Source organism: Lichenibacterium ramalinae, assembly GCF_004137085.1.
Taxonomy (GTDB): domain Bacteria; phylum Pseudomonadota; class Alphaproteobacteria; order Rhizobiales; family Beijerinckiaceae; genus Lichenihabitans; species Lichenihabitans ramalinae.
Window position 1 is genome coordinate 249748 of sequence record NZ_QYBC01000005.1, and the last position, 19738, is coordinate 269485.

The 19738-nt window shown below is 71.3% G+C and carries 18 protein-coding genes and 1 pseudogene; 9 read left to right on the forward strand and 10 right to left on the reverse strand.

Features of this window, described 5'->3' with window-relative positions:
• Positions 1-33: 33 nt before the first annotated feature.
• The gene (locus tag D3272_RS28280; RefSeq protein WP_342634167.1) at positions 34-930 is read right to left on the reverse strand and encodes a methyl-accepting chemotaxis protein; all 897 of its coding nucleotides are present in this window, start codon (positions 928-930) and stop codon (positions 34-36) included.
• Positions 931-1192: 262 nt separating this feature from the next.
• Positions 1193-1630, reverse strand: a pseudogene (locus D3272_RS28285) (PAS domain-containing protein); the annotation flags it as partial.
• Positions 1631-1822: 192 nt separating this feature from the next.
• On the opposite strand from D3272_RS28285, the gene D3272_RS08025 reads away from it, so the two are divergent.
• Together D3272_RS08025 and D3272_RS08030 are read left to right on the forward strand one after the other, a co-directional pair.
• Positions 1823-2509: a glutathione S-transferase family protein gene (locus D3272_RS08025; protein ID WP_129218630.1), complete on the forward strand. Its 687-nt coding sequence runs from the start codon at positions 1823-1825 to the stop codon at positions 2507-2509.
• A gap of 16 nt (positions 2510-2525) precedes the next feature.
• A complete protein-coding gene (locus D3272_RS08030) occupies positions 2526-3461 on the forward strand; it encodes a DUF429 domain-containing protein (protein WP_129218631.1) in 936 nt (311 codons plus the stop codon).
• A 34-nt stretch (positions 3462-3495) separates the two neighbouring features.
• On the opposite strand, the gene D3272_RS08035 is transcribed toward D3272_RS08030, so the two are convergent.
• The gene (locus D3272_RS08035) at positions 3496-3756 is read right to left on the reverse strand and encodes a hypothetical protein (protein ID WP_129218632.1); all 261 of its coding nucleotides are present in this window, start codon (positions 3754-3756) and stop codon (positions 3496-3498) included.
• A 492-nt stretch (positions 3757-4248) separates the two neighbouring features.
• Between D3272_RS08035 and D3272_RS08040 the strand changes: the two genes are divergently transcribed.
• Positions 4249-4848, forward strand: coding sequence for a hypothetical protein (locus tag D3272_RS08040; protein ID WP_129218633.1), 600 nt, complete (start codon positions 4249-4251; stop codon positions 4846-4848).
• Positions 4849-4913: 65 nt separating this feature from the next.
• On the opposite strand, the gene D3272_RS08045 is transcribed toward D3272_RS08040, so the two are convergent.
• Positions 4914-6155 carry a sensor domain-containing diguanylate cyclase gene (locus D3272_RS08045; RefSeq protein WP_129218634.1) on the reverse strand — a complete coding sequence of 414 codons (1242 nt, stop codon included), beginning with the start codon at positions 6153-6155 and terminating at the stop codon, positions 4914-4916.
• Positions 6156-6348: 193 nt separating this feature from the next.
• Between D3272_RS08045 and D3272_RS08050 the strand changes: the two genes are divergently transcribed.
• Together D3272_RS08050 and glf are read left to right on the forward strand one after the other, a co-directional pair.
• Complete coding sequence (locus D3272_RS08050; protein ID WP_129218635.1) at positions 6349-6834, forward strand: prolyl-tRNA synthetase associated domain-containing protein; 486 nt, start codon at positions 6349-6351, stop codon at positions 6832-6834.
• 465 nt (positions 6835-7299) lie between these two features.
• Entirely contained in the window at positions 7300-9621 is a 2322-nt protein-coding gene (gene glf, locus D3272_RS08055) for a UDP-galactopyranose mutase (RefSeq protein WP_129218671.1), read from the forward strand.
• Between the two features lie 21 nt (positions 9622-9642).
• On the opposite strand, the gene cysK is transcribed toward glf, so the two are convergent.
• Positions 9643-10656, reverse strand: coding sequence for a cysteine synthase A (gene cysK, locus D3272_RS08060; RefSeq protein WP_129218636.1), 1014 nt, complete (start codon positions 10654-10656; stop codon positions 9643-9645).
• A 285-nt stretch (positions 10657-10941) separates the two neighbouring features.
• Between cysK and D3272_RS08065 the strand changes: the two genes are divergently transcribed.
• The 4 genes from D3272_RS08065 to D3272_RS08080 all read left to right on the forward strand — a co-directional run bounded on the left by D3272_RS08065 (position 10942) and on the right by D3272_RS08080 (position 14991).
• Positions 10942-11604 (forward strand): hypothetical protein, encoded by a 663-nt coding sequence (locus tag D3272_RS08065; RefSeq protein WP_428977969.1) that lies wholly within the window; start codon positions 10942-10944, stop codon positions 11602-11604.
• Positions 11605-12164: 560 nt separating this feature from the next.
• Positions 12165-13265: a PAS domain-containing protein gene (locus D3272_RS08070; RefSeq protein WP_165361271.1), complete on the forward strand. Its 1101-nt coding sequence runs from the start codon at positions 12165-12167 to the stop codon at positions 13263-13265.
• A 119-nt stretch (positions 13266-13384) separates the two neighbouring features.
• Entirely contained in the window at positions 13385-13630 is a 246-nt protein-coding gene (locus D3272_RS08075) for a DUF2312 domain-containing protein (protein WP_129218638.1), read from the forward strand.
• A gap of 188 nt (positions 13631-13818) precedes the next feature.
• On the forward strand, positions 13819-14991 hold the full coding sequence (locus D3272_RS08080; protein ID WP_129218639.1) for a zinc-dependent alcohol dehydrogenase: 1173 nt from the start codon (positions 13819-13821) through the stop codon (positions 14989-14991).
• A gap of 75 nt (positions 14992-15066) precedes the next feature.
• On the opposite strand, the gene hisS is transcribed toward D3272_RS08080, so the two are convergent.
• The 5 genes from hisS to D3272_RS28290 form a co-directional block, all read right to left on the reverse strand.
• Positions 15067-16557, reverse strand: coding sequence for a histidine--tRNA ligase (hisS, locus tag D3272_RS08085; RefSeq protein WP_129218640.1), 1491 nt, complete (start codon positions 16555-16557; stop codon positions 15067-15069).
• A 220-nt stretch (positions 16558-16777) separates the two neighbouring features.
• Positions 16778-18139 carry an omega-aminotransferase AptA gene (aptA, locus tag D3272_RS08090; RefSeq protein WP_129218641.1) on the reverse strand — a complete coding sequence of 454 codons (1362 nt, stop codon included), beginning with the start codon at positions 18137-18139 and terminating at the stop codon, positions 16778-16780.
• 121 nt (positions 18140-18260) lie between these two features.
• A complete protein-coding gene (locus D3272_RS08095; RefSeq protein WP_129218642.1) occupies positions 18261-18704 on the reverse strand; it encodes an Ohr family peroxiredoxin in 444 nt (147 codons plus the stop codon).
• Positions 18705-18827: 123 nt separating this feature from the next.
• Complete coding sequence (locus D3272_RS27660) at positions 18828-19235, reverse strand: helix-turn-helix domain-containing protein (protein ID WP_207210168.1); 408 nt, start codon at positions 19233-19235, stop codon at positions 18828-18830.
• Positions 19135-19719, reverse strand: coding sequence for a BrnT family toxin (locus D3272_RS28290; RefSeq protein ID WP_342634169.1), 585 nt, complete (start codon positions 19717-19719; stop codon positions 19135-19137). The genes D3272_RS27660 and D3272_RS28290 overlap by 101 nt, the downstream gene beginning before the upstream one ends.
• Between the last annotated feature and the right edge of the window lie 19 nt (positions 19720-19738).

A 19738-nucleotide genomic window follows, 5' to 3' on the forward strand; every position in this document is an offset into this window, starting at 1 on the left:
CCGCGCCGGCGCAGGCCCGGCCTGGGCGAAGCTTCAGAACTCCTGCCAATCGTCCTCGGCCGCCGCGGCAGCCGGCTTGCGGGCCGCTCCGCCCCGGCCCGTGGTCTTGAGGGCGACCGCCGTGGCGGGGGCCGCCGCGCGGTGGCGGCCGGGGGCCGGGCGCGCCGGGGCGCGGGCCCCGCGGCTGCTCTGCCCGACCTGGAAGGCGCCGATGAGTTGGTTCAGGGCATCGGCTTCCTGCGCCAGGGCGTGGCTCGCCGCGGTGGACTGCTCGACCATGGCGGCGTTCTGCTGCGTCACCTGGTCCATCTGGTTCACGGCCGTGTTGACCTCCTCGAGGGCCAGCGCCTGCTCACGGGCCGAGGCCGCGATGCTGCCGACGATCTCGTCGATCTCCGCCACCTGCGTGCCGAGCTGCCCCAGCGCCGTGCCGGTCTGTCCCACGAAGGCGACGCCCTGCTGGACCTGGGAGGTCGAGGTCGAGATCAGGCCCTTGATCTCCCGGGCGGCGTCGGCCGAGCGCTGCGCCAGCGCCCGCACCTCGGATGCCACCACGGCGAAGCCCCGGCCGGCGTCCCCCGCCCGCGCCGCCTCCACGCCGGCGTTCAGCGCCAGCAGGTTCGTCTGGAAGGCGATCTCGTCGATCACGCCGATGATCTGGCCGATCTCGCGCGAGGATCGCTCGATGCTGCCCATGGCCTCCACGGCCTGGCGCACGACCCGCCCCGACTGTTCGGCGCCGGACTTGGCGGAGGCCACCACCTTGTTGGCATGGTTGGCGCCTTCGGCGGATTTGCGCACCGTGGCGGTGATCTCGTCGAGCGCCGCGGCGGTCTCTTCGAGCGAGGCCGCCTGCTGCTCGGTGCGGCGGCTGAGGTCGTCGGCCGCGGCGCCGATCTCGCGCGGCGCCGCGCGAGATGACGTCGGCATTCTCCGACACGCGGCACAGCGCCTCCTGGAGCGTGTCGGCCGTGGCGTTGAAGTCGTGGCGGAGCTGGTCGAAGTCGGCGGCGAAGACCTCGTCGATGCGGCACAGCAGGTCGCCCGCCGCGAGGCGCTTCAGCCCGGCCGCGAGTGCGGCCACGACCTGCATCTGGCTGCGGGCCGTCTCGGCCGACTGCGCATCCCGCGCGCCGCGCGCCGTCTCGGCGGCCGTGATGTCGGTGGCGAACTTCACCACGCGGTAGACGTTCCCGTCCGCGTCCATCAGGGGATTGTAGGATCCCTGGATCCACACGACGCGCCCGTCGCGCCCGATCCGCTTGAACGTCTCCTGGATGAATTCCTTGCGACGCAGCCGGGCCCAGAAGGCCTCGTAATCCGCGCTGTCGCGCTGCGTGGGCTCGACGAACATGCTGTGGTGCCGCCCCACGACTTCCTGGGACGTGTAGCCCATGACACTCAGGAAGTTGTCGTTGGCGGTGATGATCCTGCCGTCCGGCTCGAATTCGATCACCGCCTGCACCCGATCGATGGCGCCGGCCTTGCAGATCATGATCTTCATTGCCTCGGGCGACAGGCCGAAGCTGGGCGGTGGCCGGCGAAACAGCATGGGTTTGTCACCGTGGAGGGAATAACGAGAGTCTTGTATCGTGAAGAAGCTTAAAGTTTTCACAATGCCCGGTGGCATCGGGCCTCGCTCGATGCCGGGATGCACGAGGAGCGCCGGGCCGCCTCGCGTCGCTCACGGACGACACGTGCGACGACGACGCGTCGACGACGACGCTCCTGCTGGCGCGCTCCTCCGTCTCGGCTTCGCCACGCGGACGGGCTATGCCGGCTGCGGCCGCCGACCCGGCGGGACCACGGGAGCTTCCGCGCCATGATCACCCTCTATTACAACCTCGCCCCCAATCCCATGAAAGTGGTGCTCTTCCTCGAGGAAGCGGGGCTCGACTACGCGACGGTGCCGGTCGACTCCCGCAAGGGCGAGCAGCATGCGGAAGCCTTCATGGCGCTGAACCCCAACGGCAAACTGCCCGTCCTCGTCGACGGCGACGCCACGGTGTTCGACTCCAACGCCATCCTGCTCTACCTCGCCGAGAAGACGGGCCGGTTCCTGCCCCCGGCCGGCGACAGGGCGCGCGGCGAATTCTTCTCCTGGCTGATGTTCGTCGCCAGCGGCATCGGCCCCTATTCGGGCCAGGCCGTGCACTTCAAGCATTTCGCGCCGAAGCCGCAGGATTACGCCGTCGAGCGCTACGACTTCGAGGCCCTGCGCCACTGGTCGATCATCGATGCGCGCCTCGCCGGGCGGACCCACATGCTCGGCGACGACTACACGGTCGTCGACATGGCGGTGTGGGGCTGGGCCCGCATGGTGCCCTTCGTCCTGGGCGAGACCGCCTGGGAAAAGCTCCCCAACATCAAGCGCTGGTTCGACGCCGTCAATGCGCGGCCGGCCGCGCAGCGCGCCGAAGCCATCAAGGCCAAGCACAGCTTCAAGGCCGAGATGGACGAGGAGGCGCGCCGCCACATGTTCCCGGCGACTGTGGCGGCCAAGGGCTGACGCCGCGCCCGCCGGCATGTTCGGCCGCGTCGTCCATTGCGACTGGAGCCTCCATGCCCGCGGGCGCTGGATGGCCGCGGCGCATCGCGGCCTCGACGGGGCCTGGCAGGCTTCCGGACCGGACCCCGTGCCCGACCCCGCCGCACTGGCCCGTGACCTCGCGGCCTCCGCCGAAGCCGTCCCCACCCTGGCGGCCTTCGACTTCCCGATCGGCTTTCCGGCCGGCTTCGGGGCGCGGACGGGCTTCGGCGATTTCCCCGCCGCGCTCGACGCGATCGGCCGGGGCGAATGGCCGGAGCTCTTCGACGTAGCCTCTGTCCCCGGGGAGGTCGGGGCGCGCCGCCCCTTCTATCCGGCACGGCCAGGGGGCACGCGGCTCGGCCACCTCCTCGACGGCCACGGGGTCGCGTCGGTCGCCGACCTCGTCCGCGCCTGCGAGCGCGCCGGGCCCGACAGCGGGCCGGCCGGCTGCATGTTCTGGACGCTCGGGGCGAAGCAGGTCGGCAAGGCCGCGCTGCTCGGCTGGCGCGACGTGATCGTGCCGGCGCGCCGCGCCGGTGCGCGGCTGTGGCCGTTCGATGGGGACTTCGCCACCCTGGCCGGGCAGGGCGGCCTCGTGCTGGCGGAATCCTACCCGGCCGACGCCTACGGGCAGATCGGCGTCTCGGTCCGCAGCAAGCGCGACCGCGGCCTGCGGGCGAGCCTCGCGCCCCGGCTCCTCGACTGGGCGGCGGCCCGTGACATCCGGCCCGACGCCGGCCTCGCCGCCGCCATGCTGTCGGGCTTTCCACCGGGGACGGGCGGCGACGACGGCTTCGACGCCGTCCTGGGCCTGCTCGCGGCGGTGGCGGTCGCGCGGGGCGAGCGCCCGGCCGGACCGCCGGAAACCCAGGCGATGCGGCTTTGGGAAGGGTGGATCCTGGGAAAGCGGCCGGGGCGGGACGGCGGATGAGAGGCGCGGGCCTCGAGGAGCCTTCGGGCGGCCTTCAGGCCGTGGCGGCGACGCGGAGCTTGCGTTTGGCCGGGGCCTTGGCGGGGGGCGGCGCGGCTGCGGCGGCGGCGCGGTCGGCCTCCTCCTTGGCGAGGCGCAGCGCTTTCAGGCGCGCGGTCTTCTGGCTCTCGGCGGTCTTGGCGGCGCGGGCTTCGGTCAACGCCTGGTCGGCTTCGCTCTTGCGGCGCTCGGCGAGGTGGAACTTGGACTCCGCCCGGGCCCGGGCATCCGCAGGGGGCTTGGAACTGAAACTCATCGCGCGTCCTCCTGTGTCGAGCCCCGCGGCTGTCGCGGCGCCCGTCGTCCGGCGGTGAAGGAGGACCGTGCCCCCCGACGTCGATCCCGTGCGGAAGCGCCCACGCTCGAAGACATGAGGGCCACCGACCGCCGTCGATCGACCTCGCCGCACGACTTGAAAGCCAACATGCGCCAATTCTGCCGATCTTCGCTAAGCTGGAGCCTTTTGCCGGGGCCTGTCAAGTCGTCGCTGTGTTGAAAAGCCGGGGTAAACCCTGGTTCTACCGAGGTTTCGCGACGGCCTGGACCGGACCTCTATTGCGATGCGACGGCCGCGCCGCTGCCGGCCCGCAGTATCGCCGGCGCGCCGGGGTTCCGGCCCGGACGGTGCAGCCGCGGTCCGGCGAGGATCCCGGCGGCACGGCAGACGTTGTGGCCCGGGGGACGACGCGGCCGTCCCGAAGCCCCGGGCGCCGAGCGCCGGGGTTGCCAGCCATCGGAAGGACACGTCATGCGCGCCATCACGAAACCCGCCCTCCTGCTTCTCGGCCTCGCGGCCGGCGTCCCGGCGGCCTCGGGCGCCTTCGCCCAGACCCCGCCGGCCGCCGCCGCCCCGCAGGCGCCCGCCGCGGCTCCGCAGAGCCCCGCCGCCGCGGCGGCCGGCAATGCCGCCGACGTGAAGCAGATCCCGCTCACGCCCGCGCTGGTGGACCAGTTCATCGCGGCCAAGAAGGACGTGGACGCCGCCCTCGACGCCATGCCGGAGGGCGTCGACCAGCCCGACCCGGCCACGCTGGCCAAGCTGGATGCCGTCGCCAAGAAGTACAAGTTCGACGACTACAAGCAGTACGACGCGACGGAAACCAACATCGGTATCGTCATGGCCGGCATCGACCCCGCCACCAAGCAGTATATCGGCCCCGAGGCCGTCATCAAGAAGCAGATCGGCGAGGTCCAGGCCGACAAGCAGATCCCCGCCAAGGACAAGAAGGACACGGTGGACCAGCTGACGGCCGCCTTGGCGACCATCCCGAAGCTGCAGTATCCCGACAACGTCGCGGTCGTGACGAAGAACTTCGACCGCCTCAACGAGGCCATGCCGCAGGACTGACGCCGCCGAATGCCGTTCGGGCGGCAGCCGCAGGGGCTGTTCGGGCGGCAGCCGGCAAGAACCGTTCAGGCCGCCAGCCGCCAAGTGCCGCGGCCCGACAGCTTGACCTCGTAGAGCGCGCGGTCGGCCCGATCCGACAGGTCGCCGATCGCCGCGTCGGCCATCGTCGAGGTCGCCACCCCGATGCTGAAGCCGACCGACAGGTCGCCGACCGGCGTCGATACGGGCGCGTCGGCGGCGCGGACGAGGCGCTCCGCCAGCGCCGGCAGGGCATCCCCGGCGACGTCGGCCACCAGGATGGCGAATTCGTCCCCGCCGATCCGGGCCACGACGTCCTCGGGGCGGACAAGGGCGCCGAGCCGCCTGGCGATCTCACGCAGCACGGCGTCGCCGACGGCGTGGCCGTAGCGGTCGTTGATGGGCTTGAACCGGTCGAGGTCGAGCAGGACCAGCCCGAAGCGCGCCTGCGCGGCGCGGTCCCCGCGCAGGAACCGACCCGCACTGCCCTCGAACCCGCGCCGGTTGGCGAGGCCCGTCAGGGCGTCGGTGCGGGCCTGCCGCTCGTAAAGGTCCTGCAGGCGCCTCTGGTCGGTGATGTCCCGGACCACGCCGACGATCTGCCGGGGCCGGCCAGCCGGGCAGCGCATCACCCGGCAGCGCGAGCGGAACCAGCGCATGCCGTCGGCCGGGCCGGCGCCGGCGCGGAACTCCATGGTGGCGTCCTCGCATTCGCCCCGCGCCAGGGCCGACACGTCGAGGGCGTCGCGGTCTTCGGGGTGGATGGCGGCCGTGAAATCGTCCCAGCCCATGCGGGGCTCGGGCCGCCCCGCCATCAGCCCCGACAGCTTCGGGCTGATCTCGACGAGCCGCGACGCGAGGTCGAGGTGCCAGAAGCCGCCGTCGAGCACGTCCATGGCCAATGCCATGCGGGCGTCAGACTCGCGGCGTTCGCGCTCCGCCGCCTTGCGGTCGCTGACGTCGGCGGCGAGGCCCACCAGGGCGGAGACCTGCCCATCGGGCGCGAAGACGGGCGTCATCGTCACATGCCACCAGCGGCCCCCGCCCGGCAGGTCGTAATGGGCTTCGGAGGCCAGGGCCTGCCGGGTCGTCACGCAATGCCGGTAGCGCGCCACGATGGCCCGGGCCATCTCGGGCGGCCAGCACCGCTGCGGGCTTTGGCCGACGACGTCTTCCGGGCGCAGCCCGACGAGGTCGGTCATGCGCCGGTTCACGCCCGCATAGGCGAAACCGTCCCCCACCACCTTCACGGCGAAGGCCGGTGCCCCGATGAGGTTGACGTCGATCATGTGGCTCCGCCTTTCCGCCCGAGGGGGGCGGCACCGCTCGGGTCCACCCTGGCGCGGCCCCGCTTGCCGCTTCCCTTCCGCGACCGCGCGACCGTCCGTCGTGGTGAAGACCGGGTAAAGATCCGGCCCGGCTTTACGCCGGGCAGGGCTCCGGTTAAGCCGCAGCGGGCCGGGACGGAGCCATGGAGGCGGGATGACGGGCGACGACGAAGCGGTGACGGGGCTGTTCGCCCGGCTCGGGCTGGCGCCGCTGCGCGTCGAACACCCGCCGGTCCACACGGTCGAGGAGGCGAGACCGCACTGGGAGGCGCTGCCGGGCGCGCAGACCAAGAACCTGTTCCTCAAGGACGGCCCGCGGCTCTATCTCGTGACGCTCGGCGCCGAGACCCGCGTCGACATGAAGGCCCTGGCGCCCCGGCTCGGCGCCAAGCGCCTGTCCTTCGCCAGCCCCGAACGGCTGATGGAGCATCTCGGCACCCGCCCCGGCGCGGTCGGGTTCCTCAGCCTGGTGAAGGACGAGGCCCGTGCGGTGCGGTTCGTCCTGGAGCGGTCGCTGTGGGACGCCGAGCGCATCACCTCCCATCCGCTCCGCAACACCGCCACGGTGTCGCTGACCCAGGCCGAGTTCCGCGCCGTTCTGGCCGAACTCGGCGTCGAAGCGCTGCTCATCGACCCTTGACGGCGCCGACGCTTCGCCGCCACGGAGGACCCGTGAACAGGATCGCGTGCCGACCCGGTCGCTGTCGGCGGCAGCCCGCCCCGGTCGATCCGGAACCGGAGCGAGCCCGCCGAAACGGAAGCGCGCCAGGCGCCGCGGCCTCGGAGCGCCGCGGCCACAAGGCGCCGCGGCATCCGGGCGCGCGGCATCGCGCGGGCTTCGCGCCGGGCCCGGTCCGGCGTCTTTGCGGCACGACGACGGCTCGCTTCGGAACATGACACCGGACGGGATCGTTGCGGCTCGGTCCGCCCGACTTCCGCGCGGGCGCGACCTCCCTCCCGCCACAAGGCTGACCCGTTGGATTCCGTCTCCGAACCCAGTCTCAAGCGCGACACCACCCCTCCCGTCTCGGGTTCCCGGAACGACCTCCTCGTCTGCTTCAGCCACCTGCGGTGGAACTTCGTCTTTCAACGTCCCCAGCATCTCATGACGCGCTTCGCCGGGCGCGGCCCCGTGGTGATCTTCGAGGAGCCCGTCTTCGACGGGGGCGGCACCCGCCTCGTCCGCAGCCGGGATCCGGTGAGCGGCGTTACGGTGGCGACGCCGCACCTGTCCGGCGACCTCCCGCCGGAGGACCGCGAACCCGCGCTCCGCGCCATGCTGGACGGGCTGCTCGCCGACAGCGGCGCGCGCCACCCGACCCTCTGGTTCTACACGCCGATGATGTGGGGCTTCGCCGCGCATGTGGCCGGCGCCACGGTCGTCTACGACTGCATGGACGAACTGTCCGGCTTCGACTTCGCCCCGCCCGAACTGCCGCGCCTCGAGGCGGCGCTGCTGGCCCGAGCCGACGTGGTCTTCACCGGCGGCCACGCCATCTACGAGGCCAAGCGCGGCCTTCACGCCAATATCCACCCCTTCCCGTCGAGCGTCGACGCGGCGCATTTCGCCCCCGCGGCCGCCGGCGGCCGGCCCGAGCCGGAGGACCAGCGGCACCTGCCGCATCCCCGCCTCGGCTTCTACGGCGTCGTCGACGAGCGGATGGACCTCGCCCTCATCGACGCGCTCGCGGCGGCCCGGCCGGACTGGCAGCTCGTGATGGTGGGGCCGGTGGTGAAGATCGACCCCGACGCCCTGCCGCGGCGCCCCAACATCCACTGGCTCGGCGGGCGGAGCTATGCGGAACTGCCGTCCTACCTGGCGGGCTGGGACGTGGCGCTGATGCCCTTCGCCATCAATGCGGCGACGCGCTTCATCTCCCCCACCAAGACGCTGGAATACCTGGCGGGCGGGCGCGTCGTGGTGTCGACCCCGGTGGTCGACGTCGTGCGGCACTATTCCGACCTTCCGGCCGTGCTCATCGCCGACACGGCGGGAGCGTTCGTGGCGGCCTGCGACGCGGCCCTGGCGCTCGCCGCGACGCCGGAGCGCTTCGCCGATGCCGTCGCGGCCCGCCTCGCCTCCGTCTCCTGGCAGGCGACCTTCGAGTCCATGGCCCGCATCGTCGACGCCGCGCCTCCGCGTCGGCCGGCCGCGCCCCGTCCGGGGCCCGGGCTGCCCAACGGCATCGCCATGCCGGCGCTGAACCGCGGCGCCAGGGCGGCCGACGTGCTGGTGGTGGGAGCCGGCTTCGCCGGCGCCGTCATGGCCGAACAGATCGCCGCTCGCGGGGGACGCCGCGTGCTGGTGGTCGACCGCCGGCCCCATGTGGCGGGCAATGCCCACGACCACCTCGACGCGGCGGGGCTGCTGATCCACCGCTACGGGCCTCACATCTTCCATACCAATTCCACGGCCGTGGCCGACTACCTGTCGCGGTTCACGGCCTGGCGCCCCTACGAGCACCGGGTCCTGGCGCGGGCGCGGCGGGCGGCGGACGGACACGACATCGACGTGCCCATGCCGATCAACCGCTCCACGCTCAACGCGCTCTACGGCCTGTCGCTCGCCTCCGACGCCGAAGCCGCGGCCTATCTGGCCTCGGTGGCGGAGCCGATCTCGCCCGTCCGGACGTCGGAGGACGTCGTGGTGGCGAGCGTCGGCCGCGACCTCTACGAGCGGTTCTTCCGCGGCTACACCCGCAAGCAGTGGGGGCTCGACCCGTCCTCGCTCGACAAATCCGTGGCGGCCCGCGTGCCGGCCCGCAGCGACACGGACGACCGCTACTTCACCGACACGTTCCAGGCCATGCCGCGCGACGGCTACACGGCCATGTTCGAGCGCATGCTCGACCATCCCGCCATCACGGTCGAGACGGGCGTCGACTATCGCGACGTGGTGGCCGACGAGGTGTTCGACCACACGGTCTTCACCGGCGCGATCGACGAGTTCTTTGGCCACCGGTTCGGGCCGCTGCCCTACCGCAGCCTGGAGTTCCGGCACGTGACGCTCGACCAGGAGCGCTTCCAGCCGGTCGGCACCGTGAACTATCCCGACGAGGCGGTCCCGTTCACCCGCATCACCGAATACAAGTACCTCACCGGCCAGAGCCATCCCAAGACGTCGCTGACCTACGAATATCCGCGCGCCGCCGGGGACCCTTATTACCCGATCCCCCGGCCCGAGAACCAGGCGCTGTTCAAGCAATACGAGGCCCTGGCGCGGGCGCGGCACGACGTCAGCTTCGTCGGGCGGCTCGCCACCTACCGCTACTACAACATGGACCAGGTGGTGGGGCAGGCGCTGGCGAGCGCGAAGGCGCTCCTGGCACGCTGGGACGCCGCGCCCCGCGCCGGCGAGGCGGTCCCCAGCGTTCCCGCCGCCGTCAGCCCTGCTGTCAGCCCTGCTGTCTTGGCCGACGCGGGCTGAGCCGGGAGGCCGACGGCCCGGTCACAGGCCGTCGAACAGGGCGGTCGACAGGTAGCGCTCGGCGAAGGACGGGATGATGACCACCAGCGTCTTCCCGGCCATCTCGGGGCGCGACGCGACCTCCACGGCCGCCGCGACCGCGCTGCCCGAAGAGATGCCGATGGGGATCCCTTCCAGCCGCGCCACCAGCCGGGCCATGTCGAACGAGGCCTGGTTGCCGACCGTCACGACTTCGTCGATCAGGCCGCGCGCCAGCACGCCCGGCACGAATCCGGCGCCGATGCCCTGGAGCTTGTGCGGGCCGGGCTGGCCACCCGACAGGACCGGCGAGTCCTCGGGCTCGACCGCCACGATCCTGAGCCCCGGGCGCCGCGGCTTCAACACCTGGCCGACGCCCGTGATGGTACCTCCGGTGCCGACGCCCGCCACGAAGACGTCGATCCTGCCCTCCGTGTCGGTCCAGATCTCCTCCGCCGTGGTGTTGCGGTGGATCTCGGGGTTGGCGGGGTTGTCGAACTGTTGGGGCATGACGGCGCCGGGCGTCGTCTCGACGAGTTCCACCGCCTTGGCGATGGCGCCCTTCATGCCCTGGGCGGCCGGCGTGAGGACGAGTTCGGCCCCGAGCAGCAGCAGCATCTTGCGCCGCTCGACCGACATGGACTCGGGCATCACCAGCATCAGCCTGTAGCCGCGCGCCGCCGCCACGAAGGCGAGGCCGATGCCGGTGTTGCCGGAGGTCGGCTCGATCAGCGTGCTGCGGCCGGGCGTGATCCTGCCGGCCTTCTCCAGGCTGTCGATCATGTTGACGCCGATGCGGTCCTTGACGCTCGACAGGGGATTGAAGAACTCGAGCTTGGCGAGGATCTCGGCCTTGCAGCCCTTCTCGGCGCCGAGGCGCCGCAGCCGCACCAGGGGCGTGTGGCCGATCGTGTCGGTGATGGAATCGTAGACGCGCCCACGGCCCTGGCGAGGCGCGGTCGCAGTCTCCTGCGGGGCGGCCTGCGGGGCGTCCGGGCTGAGCGGCGCGAGCGACATGGCGTTTCCTCCTCGAACCCCGCGGTCCGGCAGGGCGGCGGCGGGCGGCGGCGGGGCAGGCCGGGCCTCAAGGGCAGGAACATGGTCGCGGCACCCTGTGCCGTCAACGCCGGCCCCCGGCCGGACTCGACGCCGGGGCCGGGACATGCGACCCACGCCGCGGCGGTGATCGACCACAGGAGACCGACCGTGCCGATATCGCGATCCCGCTTCGGCGCGGCGCTTCCCGGGGCCTCGCTTCCCGCCGCCACGCTGCTGGGCATCCTGGTGCTGGGCGCCATCGTCCTGGGCGCCGTCATTCTGGGCGCTTCGCCGGGTGCCGCCTCGGCGGCGCCGGCCTTGCCGCCGCCGTGGCCGGACGACGCGAGGAGCCGGTTGGCGGCCCTGGCGCTGCTCGAAACGCTGAACGCCGACCTGCTCGGCCACGACAGCGCCACGCTCACGCTGGAGCGCTGGTGCGGGGCCCACGGCCTCGCCGCGCCGGCCCGCGTCACGGCTGCGCGGCTGCGCGACGCCGAGGGGCCGGCGGACGATGCCGTGAGACGGCTGCTCGGCGTCGACGCCGGCGAGCCCGTCCGCCACCGCCACGTGCGCCTGTCCTGCGGCGACCGCGTGCTGTCGGAGGCGGACAACTGGTACCGGCCGGCCCGGCTCACGCCCGAGATGAACCGGGTGCTCGACACCACCGACACGGCCTTCGGTCGCGCCGTCGCGGCCCTGGCGTTCCAGCGGCGCACGCTGTCGGCGGAGCTGTTGTGGCATCCGTTGCCGCCAGGATGGGAGACCGGCGCCGTGCTCCCGCCCGCGGGGCCGGGCGCCCTCGCCATCCCGGCGCAGGTGCTGCGGCATCGGGCCGTGCTGGTGCTGCCCGACGGCACGCCCTTCAGCGCCCTGGTGGAAACCTATACGGGTGCCGTCCTGGCCTTTCCCCCGCCGCCCCTGCCGTGATGCGCCAGGCACGGCCCTCCGGTCTGGCCCGGGACCGCTCCGCTCCCCATCAACCCCCGGTGAGCGTGCGGGGAAGTGTCGCAAGGCTGTTGCATGCCTTTGCGAGCGCGGTCCGGCCCGGGTTCTGTCTTTCATGCCGGTCAAGCCATTGCGGCATCCCGCCGCCAGGGTGTCCTCGACGAGCGGATCCGGGTCGCACGCGGCCCAGGGCCCGATCGAGGCCGCGTCCGGGCCCGCGGTGCCGCTCGGTCGCCGAGGCGTCCCGGCGGCCGCGCGAAGCCGGGATTCATCATGAACGGAGCTGAAGCTGGGGTTCTTCTATGGCCATATCTAATCCAGAAGAGGATAAAAAATGCTCAGTTCGTGTCCTCGTGGGGAGCGCCTGAGCACAACCTGCTCGACGCAGGCCGGATGGTCGCGTCGGGGCCTTTTTCCTCCACTGTTCCGTAGGCTTTTCGTCACGGAAGAGCTAACTTGCTGCGTCGTCATCGACTGATCGTCTGCAAGGGCCGAGGAGCGGGTATCGCGAGATGCCGATGAAGAAACAAAGAATGACGGACATGGACGCAACGGATGTTTCGGCGCTCGCCGCCGAGGAGCTGAATTGGTCGGCCCTGCTGCCTGTATCCGACACGGCGGCGGATGGTTTCGGCGAGGTTCCGGGCCTGTCGCTCTCCTCCATCCTGCGGCTCATGGAGGAACAGGGAAAGATCGGGTTCTGGTGGCACGATCTGGCGACCGATCGCTTCTCCGTGTCGCCTGGGGCGGCCCGCATCTCGGGTGTGCCGCTGACTGCCATCCGCACGCATGAGAACCTGCTGAACCGGATCCACCCGCAGGACCGCCCCTTCCAGATCGACCAGGTCGGGCTGATCAACACCGGCCAGCCGCTGCGGCGCGAGTTCCGCATCGTGCGTCCGGACGGCACGATCCGCTGGGTGTCGTCGCGCATCGACGTCGTGCTGGGCGACGACGGGCGCCCCGTGCGCTTCATCGGCATCCTGTCGGACATCACGGAGCGGCGCGAAGCGCAGCGGGCCGTCGAGTTCAACCACGGTCGCCACATGGCGCTGATCGAGGCCACCTCGGCCCTCAGCTGGATCGCCGACCTGTCGGGCCAGTCCATCGACCACACTGCCTGGTGCGAGCTCACCGGCATGGGGTCGGACAGCTGCGCCGGCGAGGGCTGGCTCGATGCCGTGCACCCGAACGACCGTGACCGGGTGCGCGCCTCCTACCGCGCCGCGGTGGCGCAGGGGGGCGTCTACAACATCGACTATCGCATCCTCACCCAGGCGGGCGAGTACCGCTGGTACAATGCCCGCAGCGCCCCGGTGCGCGACGCGTCCGGGGCCATCCGCGAATGGCAGGGCGTGCTGCTGCCGATCGACGGGGATTACCGTCCGGTCATCGGCGATCCCGACACCGACGAGGTGCCGGCCCTGACGGGCGCGCATATCCGCGGCGCGCGCGGCCTCCTCGACTGGTCGCTGGCCCAGCTCGCCTCGGTGTCGGGCGTCTCGGTCTCCACCATCAAGCGCATGGAGGACGGCAGCGAGGGCAACACCCGCGCCAGCAAGTCCGAAGCCGTGCGGCGCGCGCTGCAGACCGGCGGCATCTCCTTCCGCGTCATCGAGGGCACGACCTGGATCAGTCGGTGATCCCGGGCGGGGCGCGGTCGCCTTCCGGCTCCGTTAAGGCTATTCCAACCTGAACGCCCGATAAGGCGGCGGATGCGCCGCGCCCGCGGCCCCAGGACCGAAGACCCACGGATGAACGGATGAGCACCAACGCCATCGAGGCCGGCCACCTGATGGCCTTCATCGAGCGCATCGAGCGCCTGGAGGAGGACAAGAAGACCGTGTCGGACGAGATCAAGGACGTCTATTCCGAGGCCAAGGGCACCGGCTACGACGTGAAGATCATCCGCAAGATCGTCTCCATCCGCAAGCAGGACCAGGACAAGCGCCGCGAGGAGGAGGAGATCCTGGAACTCTACCTCCAGGCGCTCGGCATGCAGGTCTGACGCGCCACGCGCCCGAAGCGCCAAGCGCCCGAAGCGCCACGCGCCCGAAGCGCCAAGCGCCCCAAGCGCCAAGCGCCCGAAGCGCCAAGCGGGCTCCCGCCCGCGGCATCGCACTCTCCCCCAGCCACGACGACGGGAACGCGCCTCCGACGGGGTTCGTTGAGCTGCGACGTCACGGGAGAGAAACGATGAAAGCGCTGTGCTGGCACGGCAAGAACGACATCCGCTGCGACACCGTCCCCGATCCGAAGATCGAGGACGCGCGCGACGTGATCATCAAGGTGACGAGCTGCGCGATCTGCGGCTCTGACCTGCACCTGATGGACGGGCTGATGCCCACCATGAAGAGCGGCGACGTGCTCGGCCACGAGTTCATGGGCGAGGTGGTCGAGGTCGGCCAGGGCTTCACCAAGTTCAAGAAGGGCGACCGCATCGTCGTCCCCTTCAACATCAACTGCGGCGCCTGCGACCAGTGCCGTCGCGGCAACTGGTCGGTGTGCGAGCGTTCGAACCGCAATGCCGAGATGGCGGCGGCGCAGTTCGGCTACACGACGGCGGGCCTGTTCGGCTATTCGCACCTCACCGGCGGCTATGCCGGCGGCCAGGCCGAGTACGTGCGGGTGCCCATGGCCGACGTGGCGCCCATGCTGGTGCCGGAGGGCATGACCGACGAGGAGGTGCTGTTCCTCACCGACGTCTTCCCCACGGGCTACCAGGGCGCCGAACATGCCGAGATCCGACCCGGCGACATCACCGCCATCTGGGGCGTGGGACCGGTGGGCTATTTCGCCATCCAATCCGCCAAGGTGATGGGAGCCGAGCGCATCATCGCCATCGAGACCGTGCCGGAGCGCATCGCGCTGGCCCGCAAGGCCGGCGCCACCGACATCATCGATTTCGCCAAGGAAGACGTCTACGAGCGCATCAAGGAGATCTCGAAGGGCAAGGGCGCCGACAGCGTCATCGACTGCGTCGGCATGGAGGCCAGCGGCGGCCACGGCCTCGCCGGCATGGTGGATGCCGTGAAGGAGAAGCTGCTGCCGGCGGAGCGCACCACGGCTCTCGACCAGGCCATCAGGGCGGTCCGCGGCTGCGGGGTCGTCTCGGTGCCGGGCGTCTACGGCGGGCCGGAGTCGGTCAACATGGGCAGCATCGTGCAGAAGGGCCTGACGCTGCGCTCCGGCCAGACCCACGTGAAGCGCTACCTCGAGCCGCTGACCAAGCTGATCCAGGAGAAGAAGGTCGACATGACCGGCCTCATCAGCCATCGCAGCACCAAGCTGGAAGACGGGCCGGACCTCTACCAGACCTTCAAGGACAAGAAGGACGGCTGCACCAAGGTGGTGTTCCACCTCGGCTGAGCCGACCGACCGTGGGGAGGCGGGCCGCCGCGCCCGTCGCCCCGCCGCCGGCCGTGGCTCGCCCCGGCGACCGCGTCAATGCCGGGCCAGGACTTCGCGCACGGCATCCACCAACCCGGCCTCCGGTACCGGGAACTGCGCCTTCTGGCGGAGCTCGAGGTAATCGGCGCGGTCCTTGGAGCCCTTGGCGAGCTCGGCGCCGAGCACGAGGTCGCGGATCATCACCACCGGCCCGCCGGCGGCATCGCGCTCGTTCGAGCCCTGGATGACGGCGCAGGCGGAATGGCGCCGGTCGGCATATTTCAGCTGGGCGTTCATGCCGGCGTCGCCGAGGTAGAGCTCGGCCGCGATGCCGCCCGTACGCAGGGTCGCGACGAGCCGCATGACGCGCGCCATGTCCTCCGGGCCGCGGTCCATCACCAGCACCACGACCGGCCCGCGCGGCCGTTCGGCGCCCAGGATGGGGCTGCCGATGGCGCGCAGCGCGGCCGCCAGCCGCGACACGCCGACCGAGAAGCCCGTCGCCGGCACGGGTTCGCCGCGGAACCGCGCCACGAGGCCGTCGTAGCGGCCGCCGCCGCCGACCGAGCCGAAGCGGATCGGCTGCCCGTCCTCCCCCGTCACCGTGAAGGTCAGCTCGGCCTCGAAGACCGGCCCGGTGTAATATTCGAGCCCGCGCACCACCGACGGGTCGATCACGACCCGGTCGGCATAGCCGGCCGCCGCCACCAGGGCGGCGATCTCCCGCAATTCGCCGGCGCCCTCGGCGCCGCGCGGCGTGGAGGCGAACTCGGCGTCGAGCCGGTCGCAGGTGGCGGCATTGTCGCCCGCCTTGGCATCGAGCACGCCCATCACCCGGTCGATCTCGGCCTCGCCGAGTTCGGCGCCCTTGGTGAAGTCGCCGGATTCGTCCCGGCGGCCGCGCCCGAGCAGGAGCCTCACCCCTTCGGTGCCGAACTTGTCGAACTTGTCCATGGCGCGCAGCACGGTGAGCCGCCGCCCCGCATTCGCCTCGCCCGACAGGCCGGCCGATTCCAGCACGCCGTCGAGCACCTTGCGGTCGTTGACGCGGATCACGTAGTCGCCCCGTGCGATGCCGAGGTCCTCGAGGGCGTCGGCCGCCATCATGCAGATCTCGGCATCGGCCGCGATGGACTTCGACCCCACCGTGTCGGCGTCGAACTGGATGAACTGGCGGAAGCGGCCGGGACCCGGTTTCTCGTTGCGGAACACGGGCCCGGCCCGATAGGAGCGGTAGGGCTTGGGCAGGCTGTCGAACCGCTCCGCGAAGGAGCGGGCGAGGGGGGCGGTGAGGTCGTAGCGGAGCGACAGCCACTGGTCGTCGTCGTCCTTGAACGAGAAGACGCCGGCGTTGGGGCGGTCCTGGTCGGGCAGGAACTTGCCGAGCGCATCCGTATATTCGATCAGCGGGGTCTCCACCGCCTCGAAGCCGTAGCGCTCGTAGGTGGCGCGGATCGACCGCATGATGCGGTCCGTGGCGGCGAGGTCGGCCGGGCCGCGGTCGGCGAGGCCGCGCGGCAGGCGGGGTCTGGTGAGATCGGTCATGGTGCTCGGGATCGGGAACGGGGGCCGGGGTCCCCTGGTCCGCCCTGGCTACGCCCGGCGAACGCCCCCCGCAAGCGGGGAGCGACGGGGCAGGGATCCCCCGCCGGCGGGGGGATGGAGGAGGGGGACCGGTCGCGGGCTCGGTGGGGGTGGCGGGACCGGACCTGTGGCGGAGCACTCCCCGAAGCCTTCGGGGAGCGGGGCCGTCACCCACGAAGGCTCAGTGCAGGGTCGACAGCAGCTTGCGCAGCTTGTCGGCGACCTCGCCGATCTGCGTTTCGGAAATGATCAGCGGCGGCGTCAGCGCGATCGTGTCGCCCGTGATGCGGATCATGAGGTCGGCCTCGCGGAAGGCGCGATCCATGGCCTCGTAGGCGCGGGCGCCGACGGCGTCGGGCCGGGACGCGAGGTCGATCGCCGCCACGAGCCCGACCGTGCGGATGTCGAGCACGTTTGGCAGGCCGCGCAGACCGTGGATGGCCTCGGCCCAGACCGGCTCCATGCGCCGGGCGTGGCCGAACAGGTCCTCGTCGCGGTAGACGTCGAGCGCCGCCAGCGAGGCCGCGCAGGCGAGCGGGTGGGCCGAATAGGTGTAGCCGTGGAACAGCTCGATGACGTGTTCGGGCCCGTGCATGAAGGCGTCGTAGACGGGTTTGCGCACCACGACGCCGCCCATCGGCACGGCGCCCGAGGTGACGCCCTTGGCGAAGCAGATCATGTCGGGCACGACGCCGTAGCGCTCGGCCGCGAAGGCGAAGCCGAGGCGGCCGAAGCCCGAGATGACCTCGTCGAAGATGAGCAGGATGCCGTGCTTGTCGCAGATGGCGCGCAGGCGCTGCAGGTAGCCCTTCGGCGGCGGCAGCACGCCCGTCGAGCCCGCCATGGGTTCAACGATCACGGCCGCCACCGTCGAGGCGTCGTGCAGCGTCACGATGCGCTCGAGTTCGTCGGCGAGATGCGCGCCCCATTCGGGCTCGCCCACCGTGAACGCCTGGTGCTCGCGGCTGTAGGTGTGGGGCAGGTGGTCGACGCCCGCCAGCAGCGTGCCGAACTGCTTGCGGTTCGACACGATGCCGCCGACCGAGATGCCGCCGAAGCCGACGCCGTGGTAGCCGCGCTCGCGCCCGATGAGCCGGGTGCGGGTGCCTTGGCCGCGGACGTTGTTGTAGGCGATGGCGATCTTGAGGGCCGTGTCGACGGCCTCCGAGCCCGAATTGGCGAAGAACACGTGGTCGAGGTCGCCGGGCGCCAGGGCGGCGATGCGCGACGCGACCGAGAAGGCCTTGGGGTGGCCGAACTGGAACGCCGGCGCGTAGTCGAGCTCGGCGGCCTGCGCCTGAATGGCGGCGACGATCGGCTCGCGGTTGTGGCCCGCGTTGGTGCACCAGAGGCCGGCGGTGCCGTCCATCACGGCGCGCCCCTCGGGCGTGTAGTAGAACATGTCCTTGGCCCGCGTGATCATGCGGGGGTTCTTCTTGAACGAGCGGTTCGGCGTGAACGGCATCCAGAAGGCTTCGAGATCGTTGGGGATCTCGGTCTGGGACGTCGGGGAACCCAGGGCGGCTGCGGCGGATGACGGCATGGGCGAGGCTCGCTGGAGGACGGGATGCGCGGCCCCCGCGTGGGACCGCGCCGCCCGGCCGACCTTAGATCAGGACGGCCGCGGAGGGAAACGGGCGCATGCCCCCGCCTCCCCGGCCGCTTCAGGCGCCCTGGACGTCGAACTCGACCTGCACGTTGTCGCGCGTCGCGTGCGAATAGGGGCAGATCTTCTCGTGCGCCTCTTGCACCAGCTCCTTGAGTTCGGCGGTGGGCATGGCCTTGTCGGTCACCGTCATCTTGACGGCGATGCCGAAGCCGCCGGCATCGCGCGGGCCGACCGACACCGCGCAGGTGATCTCGGCCCCCGTCGCGTCCTTCTTGTGCTGCTTGGCGGCGAAATCGAGCGCGCCGCCGAAGCAGGCCGCATAGCCGGTGGCGAAGAGGTGCTCGGGCGTGGTGGTGCCGGGCTTGCCGGGGCCGCCCATCTCCTTGGGAACCGACAGCGTCACCGAAACGGTGCCGTCCTCGGCCTTGCTGGTGCCGTTGCGGCCTCCGGTGGAGACGGACTTGGCGGTGAACAGCGGCTTGATGGGCGAGATGGTCATGGGACACCTTTGATGAAGACGGTGGATCGGGACGATCTCCGAGGCTTATAGGGTGCCGGCCCGCCGCGGGCCAGAGGCGGCACCGCCCGTGCGGGCCGGCGGCTCCGAACGCCACCGCGTCGTTCAGGCGGCTTTGTGCCGGTCCCTGGCGCGGGCCACGGCCGCCGGCTCGTGCTCGATGACGGAAAGGTAGGAGATCGTCATGGCATCCGGCTTGAAACGGCCTTGCTCCCAATCCCGCAGGCGGCCGAGCGCGATGGCGTAGGTGTCGGCGAACTCCCGCTGGGTCAGGCCCCGCGCCGCGCGGACGCGCTTGACGAAGAGCGCGAGCGGGCTCTCGGGTTCGATCCTGGGTGCTCCGGAGTAGGGCCGCTCCAGCGCGGCGTGGAGATCCGGCATGGCCTCGGCGAGGGGCCGAGCACGCGCGAAATCAGCTTGGCTCAGTTCGGGGCTGTCGCCCACGTCGTCCCAGTCCTCTCGCGTGTAATGCGGGCTCGGAACGTAGCGGGCCGGGCGCTTTGAACTGGGCATAGAGGTCGCGCTCCTGTCGACGGGCCGGGCGGATGCTCACCAGGGACAAGGCTTCGCGGCCGAGGGGCGATACGACCACCACCACGACGAGGCTGTGCTCCCACCGTCCGATCAGCATGTCGCGATACCGGCCAGTCGCACTCGCGCGCGTGGGGATCGCCAGGGCCGTCGCACGGTCGAAAGACGCTCCGAAGTCGGCGAAGTCCAACCCATGCTTGCGCAGGTTGGCTTCGCGTTTAGCCTCGTCCCACGTGAAATGCACCAGCACAGGGTACGTTTGGCCCGTAGGTCGGTCAAGCCTGCGCGATCGTCCCTCACCCGCCGACGCGAGGCGCCCGAGCGCTGTACGCACGCCGATGACGCCGTCTCGCGCCGGCGAAAGAAGGGGTGTCCCGGCAACCTCGCACCAGCCCGCATGCGGAGCCCCATCGGAGAGCCGTTGGACCTTGCAACTTCTATCGTGGCGGGTACCATGGTGTCCCATGAACGCGGCACTTCCCGAC

Bases quoted from the DNA above. Each gene is read 5' to 3' on its own strand.
- glf (WP_129218671.1), top strand. From the start codon at position 7,300: ATGACGCGCTTCGCCGGGCGCGGCCCCGTGGTGATCTTCGAGGAGCCC.
- D3272_RS08070 (WP_165361271.1), top strand. From the start codon at position 12,165: ATGGACGCAACGGATGTTTCGGCGCTCGCCGCCGAGGAGCTGAATTGG.
- D3272_RS08050 (WP_129218635.1), top strand. From the start codon at position 6,349: ATGACGGGCGACGACGAAGCGGTGACGGGGCTGTTCGCCCGGCTCGGG.
- D3272_RS08045 (WP_129218634.1), bottom strand. From the start codon at position 6,155: ATGATCGACGTCAACCTCATCGGGGCACCGGCCTTCGCCGTGAAGGTG.
- D3272_RS08030 (WP_129218631.1), top strand. From the start codon at position 2,526: ATGTTCGGCCGCGTCGTCCATTGCGACTGGAGCCTCCATGCCCGCGGG.
- D3272_RS28280 (WP_342634167.1), bottom strand. From the start codon at position 930: ATGCCGACGTCATCTCGCGCGGCGCCGCGCGAGATCGGCGCCGCGGCC.
- D3272_RS27660 (WP_207210168.1), bottom strand. From the start codon at position 19,235: ATGCCCAGTTCAAAGCGCCCGGCCCGCTACGTTCCGAGCCCGCATTAC.
- D3272_RS28290 (WP_342634169.1), bottom strand. From the start codon at position 19,719: ATGGGACACCATGGTACCCGCCACGATAGAAGTTGCAAGGTCCAACGG.
- D3272_RS08075 (WP_129218638.1), top strand. From the start codon at position 13,385: ATGAGCACCAACGCCATCGAGGCCGGCCACCTGATGGCCTTCATCGAG.
- D3272_RS08080 (WP_129218639.1), top strand. From the start codon at position 13,819: ATGAAAGCGCTGTGCTGGCACGGCAAGAACGACATCCGCTGCGACACC.
- aptA (WP_129218641.1), bottom strand. From the start codon at position 18,139: ATGCCGTCATCCGCCGCAGCCGCCCTGGGTTCCCCGACGTCCCAGACC.
- D3272_RS08095 (WP_129218642.1), bottom strand. From the start codon at position 18,704: ATGACCATCTCGCCCATCAAGCCGCTGTTCACCGCCAAGTCCGTCTCC.
- cysK (WP_129218636.1), bottom strand. From the start codon at position 10,656: ATGTCGCTCGCGCCGCTCAGCCCGGACGCCCCGCAGGCCGCCCCGCAG.
- D3272_RS08035 (WP_129218632.1), bottom strand. From the start codon at position 3,756: ATGAGTTTCAGTTCCAAGCCCCCTGCGGATGCCCGGGCCCGGGCGGAG.
- hisS (WP_129218640.1), bottom strand. From the start codon at position 16,557: ATGACCGATCTCACCAGACCCCGCCTGCCGCGCGGCCTCGCCGACCGC.
- D3272_RS08025 (WP_129218630.1), top strand. From the start codon at position 1,823: ATGATCACCCTCTATTACAACCTCGCCCCCAATCCCATGAAAGTGGTG.
- D3272_RS08040 (WP_129218633.1), top strand. From the start codon at position 4,249: ATGCGCGCCATCACGAAACCCGCCCTCCTGCTTCTCGGCCTCGCGGCC.